The 14,551-nt window shown below is 48.2% G+C and carries 11 protein-coding genes and 1 tRNA gene; 10 read left to right on the top strand and 2 right to left on the bottom strand.

All coding sequences use genetic code 11. The features are described from left to right. Positions 1 to 67 precede the first annotated feature (67 nt). Positions 68 to 769, bottom strand: a complete 702-nt coding sequence (locus HHL17_RS11790) for a TIGR02117 family protein (RefSeq protein WP_206155966.1) — start codon at positions 767 to 769, stop codon at positions 68 to 70. A gap of 107 nt (positions 770 to 876) precedes the next feature. Here HHL17_RS11790 and HHL17_RS11795 point away from each other — a divergent pair, with 107 nt between their 5' ends. The 7 genes from HHL17_RS11795 (at position 877) to HHL17_RS11825 (ending at position 10,736) form a co-directional block, all read left to right on the top strand. Continuing rightward, entirely contained in the window at positions 877 to 1,635 is a 759-nt protein-coding gene (locus HHL17_RS11795; protein ID WP_169224917.1) for an RNA polymerase sigma factor, read from the top strand. Between the two features lie 64 nt (positions 1,636 to 1,699). Further along, complete coding sequence (locus HHL17_RS11800; RefSeq protein ID WP_169224918.1) at positions 1,700 to 2,893, top strand: FecR family protein; 1,194 nt, start codon at positions 1,700 to 1,702, stop codon at positions 2,891 to 2,893. A gap of 274 nt (positions 2,894 to 3,167) precedes the next feature. After that, positions 3,168 to 6,737 (top strand): SusC/RagA family TonB-linked outer membrane protein, encoded by a 3,570-nt coding sequence (locus HHL17_RS11805; protein WP_169224919.1) that lies wholly within the window; start codon positions 3,168 to 3,170, stop codon positions 6,735 to 6,737. A gap of 20 nt (positions 6,738 to 6,757) precedes the next feature. Further along, positions 6,758 to 8,215 (top strand): RagB/SusD family nutrient uptake outer membrane protein, encoded by a 1,458-nt coding sequence (locus HHL17_RS11810; RefSeq protein WP_169224920.1) that lies wholly within the window; start codon positions 6,758 to 6,760, stop codon positions 8,213 to 8,215. Between the two features lie 11 nt (positions 8,216 to 8,226). Continuing rightward, positions 8,227 to 9,465 carry a TlpA disulfide reductase family protein gene (locus tag HHL17_RS11815; protein WP_169224921.1) on the top strand — a complete coding sequence of 413 codons (1,239 nt, stop codon included), beginning with the start codon at positions 8,227 to 8,229 and terminating at the stop codon, positions 9,463 to 9,465. A gap of 338 nt (positions 9,466 to 9,803) precedes the next feature. Further along, on the top strand, positions 9,804 to 10,289 hold the full coding sequence (locus HHL17_RS11820) for a BON domain-containing protein (RefSeq protein ID WP_169224922.1): 486 nt from the start codon (positions 9,804 to 9,806) through the stop codon (positions 10,287 to 10,289). 27 nt (positions 10,290 to 10,316) lie between these two features. Next, on the top strand, positions 10,317 to 10,736 hold the full coding sequence (locus HHL17_RS11825; protein ID WP_113613791.1) for an SH3 domain-containing protein: 420 nt from the start codon (positions 10,317 to 10,319) through the stop codon (positions 10,734 to 10,736). A 119-nt stretch (positions 10,737 to 10,855) separates the two neighbouring features. Here the strand turns inward: HHL17_RS11825 and HHL17_RS11830 are convergent. Further along, a tRNA-Leu gene (locus HHL17_RS11830) sits at positions 10,856 to 10,939 on the bottom strand. Positions 10,940 to 11,073: 134 nt separating this feature from the next. On the opposite strand from HHL17_RS11830, the gene HHL17_RS11835 reads away from it, so the two are divergent. From HHL17_RS11835 to HHL17_RS11845, 3 genes are all read left to right on the top strand, one after another. Beyond that, positions 11,074 to 11,619, top strand: coding sequence for a TetR/AcrR family transcriptional regulator (locus HHL17_RS11835; RefSeq protein ID WP_169224923.1), 546 nt, complete (start codon positions 11,074 to 11,076; stop codon positions 11,617 to 11,619). Between the two features lie 11 nt (positions 11,620 to 11,630). Continuing rightward, complete coding sequence (gene fabF, locus HHL17_RS11840; protein ID WP_169224924.1) at positions 11,631 to 12,872, top strand: beta-ketoacyl-ACP synthase II; 1,242 nt, start codon at positions 11,631 to 11,633, stop codon at positions 12,870 to 12,872. A gap of 64 nt (positions 12,873 to 12,936) precedes the next feature. After that, entirely contained in the window at positions 12,937 to 14,550 is a 1,614-nt protein-coding gene (locus tag HHL17_RS11845; protein ID WP_169224925.1) for a beta-N-acetylhexosaminidase, read from the top strand. Position 14,551: the final 1 nt, after the last annotated feature.

A 14,551-nucleotide genomic window follows, 5' to 3' on the forward strand; every position in this document is an offset into this window, starting at 1 on the left:
TCGTATGGCAATAGTGATACCACAAAAGGCCACCTCAATGGTCGGCGTGTAGCTTTTAATGCCAGGTTTATTTCCTGTAGTGATAAAATATTCCCGTGTCAAAGATGGTCCAGCGGCAGGCCTTTTGTCCGCAGCTTTTTAACCCGTCGTTAGCCCAGGTATTGCAGGTATAAAACAGGTTATATCTCCCCCTGGCTTCGTAAAAAGCGTCGCTATTACCGTAATTGGCATTTGTATTTATCCTGATGGGCATGCCATCTGTGCCGGGTTTAAGGCTATTGCTGATAAATTGGCTTAATCTTCCATACTGGGATTTATTGATCATGATCTTGCGGCAACTTTCATTTTCCTGCAATTGGCGATAATAGGTAGCATGGATAGCGGCAGTACTTAAGGCGAAAGCTGCCTTGAATGCTGTACTGAATTTAAGATCTGACCAGTTGGGTGTTTGCAGGTAAAAGCCCTTATCTCCCCAGCCGAAAGCCAGTAGCTGAGCACTGCTATCATTGGCAATAGTATTACCAAAAGGAATGTGGGTACTCCAATCGATCTGCGCCGTGCGTACAGGCACCACCAGGTCCGTATGTACACCGTTAGTGAGTATGTAAATAGGAATATCAGCATCTGCGACCTGTTCTTTTGGCGTACTCATACGGGAAAGAATATACGCCGATGAAAGGTATAGGCCAACAAGCAGGCAAAAGATCAATAGCGTGTAGGAAACAATTTTAAGGACTTTCTTCAAGAAGTTTGGTTTTTGAGCTGGCAAAATAGAGAATTCTGTTTATTATAAGCTTCTTTGTTACATGCGTTAAGTTTAATTTTCTCTCATTATGTCTGTTTGGTGCAGGCGGGATACTAACAAAATGGAGTGTCATGGTGAGGGTATTTCGTGCAAAAACCACGAAAGCCAACTACTATAATTCACGTTCAGCGCCTATGCCAGTGCTGCAGCGGTTGATCAGACAGGCAGGCCGGAAAAATCAGGAGGATAAACTAAACTCCTTATATTTGCCGGGGCTAAAGACAGATACTTCCAAATTGGGGAATACACTAAATAATGAGGATGTTTTACTCGGACAGGTAGCCGGTGGCGACCATGAGTCTTTTAAAATTATTTTCACTCACTACTGGCGCGATATCTACCTGTTCTCCCTGAAATTGACCAAATCGCCGGACCAGGCCAAAGATCTCTCGCAGGATATATTTGCCCGCTTATGGGACATGCGGCAACACTTGCCCGAAGTGCGTAACTTCAAGGCGTTCCTCTACACCATTTCGCGTAACCTGATTCTCGATCACCTGCGGAAAAAAGTATTCAGTCCGGCCAATGAGGAATACCTGGTCGATTACTTCGACGAGTCCCGGTATTCGCCACATCTGCTCACCACCTACAAGGAACTGGAAAATACCGTACAAGCAGCTATTAAACAGTTGCCTCCCCAACTTTACCAGGTATACTACCTGAGCCGGATAGAGGGGCTTACCCATGAAGAGATAGCGAAAAGAATGAATATTACCCGCATGACATCCAAGAATTACATGGTAAGGGCCCTGCAGGCCATCCGTAAATATATGGCCGAACATGGCCATGATATGGGACTTTACCTGATTTCCTACATTTTTCTGAAATAATTTTGAAGCGAATGCTCTCCTTCCCCCGGTTCATCCGTCTTATTGCTGATATGCGCATCATGATATGGAAAATACTGCTTTAAAGTCATTACTGCATAGTTACCAATATGATCTGCCAATGACCGGGGATGATATCAAACAACTCCGGCAACTGTTGATGGATCCGGAAAATGCAGCACAGGTGGATACCTGGCTAATGGAACAATTTATGGCCACACATAAGGAGTATATTTCGGAAGATGCCGATACAACGGCGTTATTCAATGAACTGAGGCCCAGGCTGGGACTCGCTCCTGTCGCTGCCGTGAATAAAAAGTCCCGTGTTTTCCGCCTGCCCGGATGGACACGTGCCGCTGCAGCTATACTGGTGATCATGACGCTGTCTTTTCTATGGCGCAAGCTTTCCCATACTCCCGTGAAGAGCCCTATAACGGCCGCACCATCCGAAGTATTACCGCCCACAGAAGGCGCTATCCTGACACTTGGCGACGGCAGTACCATAGCGCTCGATCATCTCCGCGACAGCACCATAAAAGACCGGGACGGCAATACCCTGCATGCAGAGAAAGGCCAGCTGGTGTACAACGCGGGGAACGCCCGCCCGGAAACCACCCTGTTCAATACGCTGACCACTCCCCGCGGAAGGCTGTACCATCTCATCCTGGAAGATGGGTCCGCCGTATGGCTGAATACCGCCTCTTCCCTCCGGTATCCGTCCCGCTTCGGCTCCGCTTCCAGGGAAGTGACATTATCGGGAGAAGCTTATTTCGAAATTGCCCCCGACGCACATAAACCTTTCAGAGTGGTCCTTGATAAACATATATCTGTTCAGGTGTTAGGTACCCGGTTTAACATTAAAGCTTATGGAGAAGAAGCAGGGATACAAACCACTCTCCTGGATGGCGCTGTAAATGTTACTTCCGGGCAACAGCAACTACGCCTCGCTCCAGGCCAGCAGGCACAGGTGAATACCACCAATGGAGCCATCCATTTTGTTCCCGGTGCAGATACGGAACATGCAATGGCATGGAAAAATGGCATATTCCGGTTTGAAAAAGCCAGTATGCACAGCGTTATGCAGGAATTATCGCGGTGGTACGATGTGAATATTATATATGAGAAAGGCGCTCCGCTCCACAAAACATTTTCCGGAGAACTACAGCGTGATCTCAACTTATCCCAGGTGCTGAAAGGATTGTCCACCATGGGGATACATTACAGGATTGAAAACAATAGCACCGTAGTTATTTTACCATAATCAACAGCATGTTCATGAACGACACTTAATGTGAATGCAGATCAACCGGATAAAAAACGGGAGTGCGCTAACACTCCCGTCTGTAGTTCGGATAGATCAATTGTAAAGTCTTTGCACGACAATTCTTTTTTACCAACCAAACCGTTACGAAAGTATGCAATTTGAGGCACTTTGTAACCGGCCTGCTATTCCCATGCCTCTCCGTGAGGTATTGATCCGGGGAATCGGATGTATCAATAAAAGCAGCCGGTTATCAACCAAAACGCTGCGTGTTATGAAGCTAACCGCTACTTTAATGTTGTTTTTCTGCCTGCACATCAGTGCACGCGGATGGTCGCAAACAGTTACCTGTTCAGTGGAAAACATTCCTTTAAAAGATGCTTTTTCCATTGTCAAAAAACAAACGGACTATCTTATTTTTTATGAACCGGATATGCTGAAAAATGCCGCCCCGGTAACTATTAATGCCCGCAACATGCCGTTGCAGCGCTTCCTTCAGACGCTACTGGAAGGCAGGCAGCTGGATTATTCCATCGAGAATAAAACCATTTTTATCAGGCAGCAGACAGTAAAGCCTGTTCAGTCAACACAACCGGTAAGTGGTAAAGTAAAAGGCACGGGCGGCGTCCCCATTGGAGGTGCTACGGTACGGCTGAAACCCGGTAATAGGGGCACTACTACCAATACTGCCGGAGATTTCAATTTCCCGGATGTTGTTCCCGGCTACTATCAACTGGATATATCCTATATCGGTTACCAGCCCATCAGCCGCTATATTGCCGTAAACGCAGGGAAACCCCTGGTGCTGGATTCCCTGGTCCTTTCCACATCAGTCAGCGCGTTGCAAAGCATAACCGTTTACAATACCGGCTATCAGACGCTGTCGAAAGACAGGAGCGCCGGCAGCTTCGCCAGGGCCGATATGAATATAGTGGCCAACCGGAGCACCAGCATGGATATTGTACAACGGCTTGACGGACTTGTTCCCGGTCTGGTGTTGAACAATGCTCCTACAGGATTCAGTACTTCAGGCCCCACATCAGGTAACAATATTCTTATCAGAGGCCTTTCATCCATTAATGCCGGAAAAGCGCCGTTGTACGTACTGGACGGCATCGCCATCGCCGACCTCTCCGCTGTAAACCCCAACGATGTACAGGATATAGTAGTGCTCAAAGATGCGACTGCGGCCTCTATCTGGGGTAGTAAGGCCTCTAATGGGGTTATTGTGATCACCACCAAAAAGGGCAATAGGAATGAAGCATTGAAAATGGAATACGACGGCTTCATCAGTTTCCGCGGCAAACCTGACCTGGATTACCAGCCGTATATGCGAAGCAACCAATACGTATCCACCATTCGCGAAATTTTTGATCCTTTAGCCAACCCCTACAATGTACAGATCTCGCCCGTGAATGGCCAGGCCGTTATCACTCCTGCGGAAAAAATATTGTACGACCAATACAGAGGACTGATACCCGCAGCTGTAGCCAATGCGCAGCTCGACAGCCTCGCCGCTACCGACAACCGCAGGCAGATAAAAGACCTCCTGTATCAAAATGCCTGGCTTAGCAACCATACATTGTCGCTACGGGGAGGTACGAACAATTACAACTTTTACGGTTCCTTTGCCTACACAGGCAACAAGGGCAATACTCCCGGCAATATGACCAATACCTACAAGGTAAACGTTCGCCAGGATATCACATTTAACAAACGGATCAGCGCTTTTCTTATCACCAATCTGATCAATAATGTTTCAACCGGCAAACGCATGCTGAATGTCACTAACCAGTTTGTTCCCTACCAGTTGTTCCGGGATGCACAGGGCAACAACATCTCCATGCCCTGGCTGTACCGCACTGATTCCCTCACCAGCCGCTACCAGGCCCTCAGTGGTGTAAACCTCGACTATAATCCGTTGAATGAGATGAATGCGGGTTATACCCGTCAGAATAGCCTGACGGCCATGCTTACCTCCGGGGTGACCGTAAAGCTGCTGCGGGGACTCCGCTTCGAAGGAGTTTATGGTTTTACCCGTGGAGCAGGCAAGACTACCACCCTGGCTGACCAATCATCGTTTGAGGTACGCAATGAACTGGTTGGTTTCACGGTGCCTCCCGCGACTTCTTCCGGCGTACCTAAGTATTACCTGCCCTCCAGAGGTGGCAAACTCACTACAGCCAGCGCCAATCAGCAAAACTGGACAGTACGCAACCAACTGGTGTATGATATGGAAACAGCCGACCTGCGCCACCAGCTCGTCCTGCTAGGCGGACAGGAAGCTACTGCGAACCGATTGAATATCGTTACTACCACCGTGAGAGGATACGATCCGGATATGCTGATAGCGCAACCGGTGGACTACAGCATGCTGACTAATGGTCTTACTAATACGGTTTTTACAAACAGTTACGGAAGAAGCGTGCTGGGCTATGATGGCTACAATGAAATTGAACCGGAAGCAAGAACTACTTCCTGGTATGGCAATGCGGCTTATACCTATAACAGGAAATATACCATGAATGCCAGTCTCCGGAACGACCAGTCCAACCTGTTTGGCAATGACCGGTCCGTTCAGAATAAACCTATCTGGAGTACGGGTTTAGCCTGGATGCTGCACCGGGAGCCATTTGCAGAACATTTCACCTGGCTGGACAGGTTCGCCCTTCGTGCCACTTATGGCCTTACCGGCAACCAGCCGCTCCCTGGTACCGCCGCATCGTTTGATATCCTGAGCGGTACCTCCAGCACCGCCTATCCCGGCGGAACGGGATTGCTCATCTCTTCCTACGCCAATCGTAAATTAAGTTGGGAAAGCACCAAAAACCTTAACCTCGGGATAGATTATGCTTTTCTCCGGAACCGTATCAGCGGTAACATTGATGTTTATTTCCGGCATACCAGCAATCTGATTGGAAGTATACCGGTAAATATTTTCTCGGGCGCTACCACCATTATCGGTAACCTCGGCGATATCAAAAACAAAGGAATTGAATTCAGTTTGACCAGCATTAACCTGGAATACCGGGATTTCAGCTGGACTACAACTTTAACAGGAGCCTGGAACCATAACCGTATTACAAAACTGAACCTGCAATACCCCGTTACCACCGGCAGTACACTCATCAATACCAAATTTATGGAAGACTATCCCGCCTTTGCGCAATTTGCCTACCGCTTCGCAGGACTGGATAATCTTGGCGATCCTCAGATTTACCTGGACGATAAAGGTGTTACCAAAACCGTGGGAGTTGCTTTGGTAAAAGACATGCGGTATATGGGTTCTTACCAGCCCACTGTAACCGGAGGCCTCACCAACGCATTCCGGTACCGTAACCTTTGGCTCACCATGAATATGGTTTATAGTTTCGGCGCAATGCTACGGCGCGATGTACCAGGTACAGGACAACTGACAGGTCCGCTCTACGGCAGGATAATGCCCAACCCAGGCCAGTTCCAGGGAAACATGTACACCGACTTTGCCTACCGCTGGAAAAAACCGGGTGATGAAGCTTTCACCAATATCCCCTCCTACATCAGCAGCAGCGCAGAGAACTACAACAGGCGCGACATTAATTATTACACCTATGGGGATATCAATTTTTTCAGAGGAGACTATATAAAAATAAGGGACATCAACCTTTCCTATAGTTTGCCGGCCGCACTGGTGGCCAGGATCAATACTTCCGATATCACGCTCCGTGCCGGTATTTCCAACGTCATGTTATGGAAGGCAAACCGCTATGGTATTGACCCGGAATTCCATGACGTTATTCTCGGCACCAGAAGCGTACCTGTTAACCAGCACAGCTTTTCCATAGGCGCACATGTAAAATTCTGAGCAGTTAAAAAGATGTAGTCATGAAAATTACTTTAAAGAAAATAATCCATATCATCCTGTTACCAGCCGTATTGTTGCCATATTCCTGCAATAAGGACTTTCTGGATATACGGCCGAAAGGAAAGCTGATCGCTGCCAATACCGGCGACTACGACCAGCTGTTTAATAATGTTTCGCTCATTACGAGAAACAATGAAGTGACTGTTCCCCTGGGAGATGAAGTGCTTGCTGTGGACAATATGTTCCTGACGACCACCCTGCGGGCACAACGGCTTTTCCGCTGGGAAGATGTCATATATCAGAACGACGAACAGGCTCCGGAACTGGACTTCTCGGATATTTACATCTACAACAAGATCATTAATGAAACGGGTAATTCTACCGGGGGGACCGAACAGCAGAAACAATCGCTTATAGCGGAAGCTAAAGCTATGCGGGCCTGGAGTTATTTTCAGTTGATCAATTATTATGGCAAACCCTATAATAAATCAACGGCAGCTGGTGATCCGGGGGTACCATTGGTAACAGTTGCAGATGTGACTCAAAATAAATTTATCCGGGCTTCCGTACAGGAAGTATATGACTTCATGATCAAAGATCTCCGTGATGCCATTCCGCTCCTGCCAGTGAAGATCATATCAAGGATACGTATGGGACGTGCCGCTGCGCAAGCTTTGCTGGGTAAGATATACCTTTTCATGAACAATCCGGAGGCTGCCTTGCCATTGCTGGAAGACGCCATGAACAATGTATCGCTCACAGATGCCGGCACACCCGCCACTACCATGGAATTGTACGATCTGAATATAACAATGGCTGCGAACGGGCCATGGGGATATAACCCTGTGTATCCTCCCTTTTCATTTGGTATTCCCAGCGTTTCCAATAATACAGAAAACCTGTTTGCCAGGCAGTTTATTAATTACTGGACAGCCTTCAGCACCGAATTTGCACTTACTCCGCAAACAGTACAAAGCTATTCTTCCACCGATCAACGCCTGAAATTTCTAAGAGCCAATTCATCTTCCTCCCTGCCTTATCCTGTTCCCGGAAGTATGGGTAAGTATGGTATAGCCGGGTGCAACAATGGCGTTACATTGCCCGATCTATACCTGCTACGGGCCGAGTGCAGAGCGCGCCTTAATAACCTGGCCGGCGCCCGGACTGATATAGAGGCATTACGTGTAAAAAGAATGAGCGCAACGGAAGCGGTGCTTCCCCCTGGCCTGAATCAGGAGGATATGATCAGGTTTATCATAACAGAACGTATCCGTGAGTTTGCGTTGCAGGGATACCGCTGGTTCGACATGCGCCGGCTGTCTACAGATCCTCTTTTTGCCGCTGATACCTATCAACACTTCTATTACGATGCAACTGGCAAATTAAAAGGTACCTACACACTGAAACCGGAACGGCTCACTTTAAGATTACCACAGATAGTGATAAACCAGAATCCCGGAATGATCAATAACCCGTAACAAATTTTAATATGAAAAAGATACTTATTATACCAACTTTTCTCTTTACTTTTTACGTAACTAACGTACACGCACAAACGGATACCATACGGCAAGCGCTCAATAAGGCTTTTTTTACCGAACAGGACCCTGATAAAAAAGCAATCCTTCTCGAGCAGATAAAACAACGGGACCCTTCCGGAAATACTGGTTTACTGGAAGGCAGTATAGCCCGGGAGTATGCCGCAGCCGGAAATATGGATAAATCCATGCGTTGGCTGAACGGGATTATCCATCCGGACGAGAAGCTCCTTGCCACAGAAAATGTAGCCACCGTCATGCATCAAAAAGGGAACTATGCCGATGTTGTAAAACTCCTGCAACCCGCCGCCGATAGTATCTTCCCTTTGTTTATAAAAAATAAGGAAGATGAAATATCAATACGTATTTACAATCAGCTGCTGTCAGTATTAGGGAAAGCGCTTTATGCCAGCAATCAGCCGGCGAAAGCAGTGGCATACCTTAGCCCGTTATACGCAGTGTCCGGCAGTTTTTTCCCGATGGACCCGGAAGAAAAATTCCTTATAAAGATCACCCGTGGCGGTTACAACATTGCGACGGATAACCTTACCTATACCTATGCCTGTGCACTGGAGGCCACCGGTCAGAAGAAAGAGGCATTGAAAGTACTTGCCGGCATGCAGTTGTCGGGCATAGAACAGGATAGTTTGTTATCTTCTCATTTACGCGGGCTATGCGAAACAGTACCCGGCGGCAGCGCGTTATATAAGCAATGGGAAAAAGATGCCATTCAGGAAAATACCCGCCTGGTAAACAGGCTGATAGCTGCTAAAAAACAACCTGATGGTAAAATGATAACAGGGGATGTATGGCAGGGAAAGTACCTGCTGATCGACTTCTGGGGAAGCTGGTGCGGCCCATGCAGGGCCAGTCATCCTCACCTGAAGGAGCTATACGAAAAATACCATTCACAGGGACTTACCATTATTGGTATTGCCGAAGAGAGAGCCAAAGATAGCCTGCTGCAACGAAAAGCATGGCTGCAGGCTATTATGAAGGACCAACTGCCCTGGTACCAGTTACTGAATAATGAGCAACGAAAGAAATTTGATGCGGTAACGGCATTCGGTGTAAACGCATTCCCTACAAAAATCCTGTTGAACAGAAAAGGAAATATAGTGGGCCGGTACATCGGTAACGGAGATGCAGCTGGTGAACTGACTCAGCAACTGGAACAACTTTTCAAATGATCTGTAATAGAATCCCCGCAGCCGGTAGCTGTGGGGATTTATTGTCTTTTATCCGCAGGGAAAACTGATATGCTTTTTTCGATGAAATGGAGATGTGTGCTGGTGCCGGCACAAGAATCTGGGGTGTCATTTGGTGTGTCAAATTTGTGTCGGGAATGGTGGGAGAAAGCGGTGAAACCGTGTATTGATATATATCCCTCGTGTATAGTTAACAGTTAGCCCGTTATTCATAGCGTTTTTAATATTAAATCATAAGTAATTGACCGCGATTTTATTGCAGGATAAAAAAAGATACTTATCTTTTGGTGGAATTTATCACTTTTAAAACATTAGAAACTATGAAACTCAGGCATCTGACGACTTCCATCATGGCCATTGGGCTATTTTTCATGGTTGCTTGTAAGAGCAAACCGAAAGATTCGGAAATCATGACCACAGTTAGTACAGCAGTTCAATCTACTCCCGGAGTAACTGCCAATGTAAAAGAAGGGGTAGTAACATTGTCTGGTACAGTAAGTACTGAGGAAGAGAAAACATCTGCTGAAAAAGCAGCTAAGTCTGTAAAAGATGTTAAGAGCGTGGTTAATAACATCACAGTTACGCCTCCTCCTCCACCTGCACCTGTAGCGGTAACAGCAGATGATTCACTCAAAACTGCGGTAGCTGATGTGGTGAAAGATTTCCCTGGCGTAAAAGTAGACGTAAAAGATGGTGTATTAACAGTTACCGGCGAAGAGAAAGCAGATCGTTGGAAAACCTTAAAGATGGCATTAGATGCATTACATCCTAAAAAGGTAGATGCAAAAGGTTTGAAAGTAAAATAAGTCAGTCCATTTTAAACTAAAACATTTATGGCATTACAGGACAAATACAAAGATTTGCTGGATACAGCGACAGCATCTGGTGTTTCAGATCTGCAAGTTGCGGAACAGGATGGAGTATTGCATATTAATGGCACTGCTCCCAGCGGGGATGTTAAAGATAAGCTTTGGAATATTTATGGGCAGATAGATCCAAATTTTCTTAGCGGAGATGTTGTAATGGATATTCAGGTAGCTACCGCAGTAACCGGGGCTAAATTGACAGTAGTCACTGAATCAACCAATCTTAATATTCGTAAAGGGCCGGGAACGGATCAGCCAATCGTTGGAAAGGCTGCACATGGTGAAATTGTTACACTAATCAGTAAAATGAATGAGCAATGGTGGCTCATTCGTACAGATGATGGTGCTGAGGGGTATTCTTATGCACAATATTTACAACCTGCCTGATTACTATTATCGAACCATTGAGCCTAACCCTATATTGGAGCTGATCGCCTTGCCAGTAAAGGATTGGGAAGTACTTAAAAAAGGAAAGGTCGGAGATATCTCCGACCTTTCCTTTTTAGTGCCCAGAACTGGATTCGAACCAGCACACCCTTGCAGGCGCTGCGACCTGAACACAGTGCGTCTACCAATTTCGCCATCTGGGCAACTGATATTGTGATCAGGGGTTGCAAAGGTAAGCATTGATTTGAATTTACCAAATTTTTTTTAAAAATATTTGCTTACTTACTAGTAAGTAAGTATTTTGCAGGCGCTTTAATGCAGGGATGATATGACGCTCATGAAAGATAAAATAGTGTCGCTGGCGGATAAACTGATCCGCGTAAAAGGGTTCAACGCCTTTAGCTATAAAGACATTGCCGACCCGCTGTCGGTAAAAAACGCTGCGGTACATTATCACTTCCCATCCAAGGCCGACCTGGGCATTGCCGTGGTAATGGGAGAGATGCAACGTTTTCAACATAACACACGGTTGTGGCGGCAGCTGCCGGAAGACGAACAACTCGCCCATTTATTCGACGTGTTCCGCAGGCATTGTCATGCGGGCAACGTATGCCTGATGGGATCGCTGGCGCCTGACTATGAAACACTGACGCCACCCATGCAAGAAAAAATCAATGAAATGGCAGAAGCCATCGTGGAATGGGTAACAGCCGTACTGGAAAACGGCCGTAAAAACAAACGCCTGCACTTCAAAGGCGCAGCGGGCGACAGGGCCCTGCTGGTCATCTCCAATCTTCAATCTTCCCTGCTGCTGGCCAGGGTCATGGGCACTGACACATTCGACAGGATCAGCCGGCAACTGCTGGAAGACTTACGTTCATAAAATCATATACTATGAAAAGAGTTGTTATTACCGGTATGGGTGCGATCACTCCTTTGGGAAACAATGTGGCCACCTTCTGGAACAACCTCGTGGCAGGAACCAGCGGTGCTGCCACTATTACCCGCTTCGACGCCTCCCGCTTCCGGACAAAATTTGCCTGTGAGCTGAAAGGGTATGACCCCGCAACGGCGCTCGACAAGGCAGAAATACGGAAGACAGACCCCTTCACACAATACGCACTCTCCGCCGCAGCGGAAGCCATCAGTGACGCAGGGCTCAACTTCTCCGCCATGGACCCGTTTGATACCGGCGTGATCTGGGGCTCCGGCCAGGGCGGCATGCAGACATTCGAAGAGCAGGTAACAGAATACGTGACGGGCGATTATAACCCGCGCTTCAGTCCCTACTTCGTGCCACGGCTCATCACCAATATGGCTTCGGGTATGATCTCCATCAAATACGGCCTCATGGGCATCAACTATACCACGGTGTCTGCCTGTGCGACTTCCAATACGGCCATTATGGACGCACTTAACTATATCCGTCTGGGTAAAGCCAAAGTGATGATCACCGGCGGTTCTGAAGCACCCATCACCCCCGCTTCGGTAGGTGGTTTCTGCGCCATGAAAGCGATGTCTGTCAGGAATGACGATCCCACGGCAGCTTCCCGTCCTTTTGATACGGACCGCGACGGCTTCGTCATGGGCGAAGGTGCCGCGGCACTGGTACTGGAAGAATACGAACATGCCAAAGCCCGTGGCGCCCATATTTACGCGGAAGTGGCCGGCGCAGCGATGACGGCAGACGCGTACCACATGACCGCCACACACCCGGAAGGCCTCGGCGCATTACAGGCCATGAAAAGCGCCTTACAAGAGGCGGAACTGGCCCCTCAACAAGTCGACTATCTCAATGCCCACGCTACGTCCACACCGGTGGGCGACCTCAGCGAAATAGCGGCGATTACGCGACTGTTCGGCGCTACGCCTGACCATCTGCACATCAGCGCCACCAAATCCATGACAGGTCACCTGCTGGGCGCTGCGGGCGCTATTGAAGCCATCGCCTGCATCAAAAGCATCACGGATGGCATCATACCGCCTACGATCAATACTACAACGCTGGACCCGGCCATCCCTGCCGGATTACAGATTGTCTTAAAAACAGCCATCGAAAAAGAGGTGAAAGTGGCTGTCAGCAATACTTTTGGCTTCGGTGGCCACAATGGTATTGTAGTATTCAGAAAAATATAGGCAAAACTGTATCTTGTGTGTTGGTCATTTCCGAAACTATCAACCTGAAATTATCAACTGAACAATGAAGCCAATTTTCTTAAGTATGCTCCTGTGGGTCTGTTGCCAGCAATCATATGCGCAACAGGCCTGCCCTGTTATTCCGCTGCCGGCACAGTCTTCCCGGGCCAACGGTGATATGATACTCAACGATGAAGTAGTGATCGCGGCGAAAGACAACAGCCTGCGTCCGCTGGCCGACTATCTCAGTAAAGAACTGGAACGCCGGTTTAATATCAGCCATGGGGATAAAGGCAAATCATCCGGCAAGGCAACGGTGATCACCCTGGAACGCAGTAAGACAGGTGGTAACCCTGACGCCTACACGCTCCGGATGAACAAGGCTGGCGCGGTGATCGCTGCGACCCGTCCGGAAGGCATTTTCAACGGCATCAGCACATTATTGCAGCTGGCGGAAACAACTGTGCCTACCGGTACCTCCCGGCATGTGGCCTGCTGGAACATTACCGACGCGCCCCGCTATGCATGGCGTGGCTTTATGCTCGATGAATCCCGCTTCTTCTTTGGGAAAGAGAAAGTGAAATCCATTCTCGACTGGATGGCTTTCTTCAAGTTAAACCGCTTTCACTGGCACCTGACAGATGCGCCAGGCTGGCGGCTGGAAATCAAAAAGTATCCGCTGCTCACTACTGTCGGTGGCATCGGCAACCATCACGATCCTAAAGCGCCGGCTGCTTTCTATACCCAGGACGATATCCGCGAGATCGTGGCGTATGCAAAGGAACGTTTTATTGAAGTGGTCCCGGAAATAGACATGCCCGGCCATGCCAGCGCGGCCAACAGGGCTTATCCTGCCTTCGATGGCGGTGGCACGGAGAAATACCCCTCTTTTACCTTTAACCCGGGCAAAGAAGGTACTTACCCGTACCTGGCGGATATCCTGAAGGAAACAGCTTCGCTTTTCCCTTCCGGCATGATCCACCTCGGCGGCGATGAGGTGTCCTTCGGCAACAAAGCATGGGATACCGATACCGGCGTGATCAGCCTGATGAAAGCCAAAGGTTTCGTTAACCGCAAACAGGTGGAGGATTACTTCTTTCAGCGTATGGCCGATACCGTATTCAGTCTGCATAACAAGGTGATGGCCTGGGATGAAATTGCCACGGCCAGCCTGCCGGCCAATAAAACCATTGTTTGCTGGTGGAGACAGGAAAAACCGGAGAACCTGAAAATGGCGCTGGACAAAGGTTATAGCGTAGTGATCTGCCCGCGCCTGCCTTTTTATTTCGACTTTGTACAGGACAGTGCCCATAAAATAGGCCGCAGATGGAAAGTAGGGGAGTACAACAACCTGAAGACGGTGTATGATTTTTCTGTTGCCAGTCTCCCTGCGGTGAGCGGGCATGAAAAGCAGGTGCTGGGCGTACAGGCATGCCTGTGGTCAGAGACCATCTCCAATCCGAAAAGGCTGGATTTCCTGCTGTTCCCCCGTATCACGGCGTTTGCAGAAGCAGCCTGGACACAGCCGGCGTCAAGGAATTTCGATCAATACATCGAACGACTGAAGCCGCAGATGGAACTGTTTGAACAGGCCCATCTTTACTACTACGACTACTTTGCGCCGTCCCGCCATGTGGAGACGGGCAAACCAACTGATCAGAAGAGTTTTATCGATTAAG

It is taken from the genome of Chitinophaga fulva, from assembly GCF_012927205.1.
Classification (GTDB): domain Bacteria; phylum Bacteroidota; class Bacteroidia; order Chitinophagales; family Chitinophagaceae; genus Chitinophaga; species Chitinophaga fulva.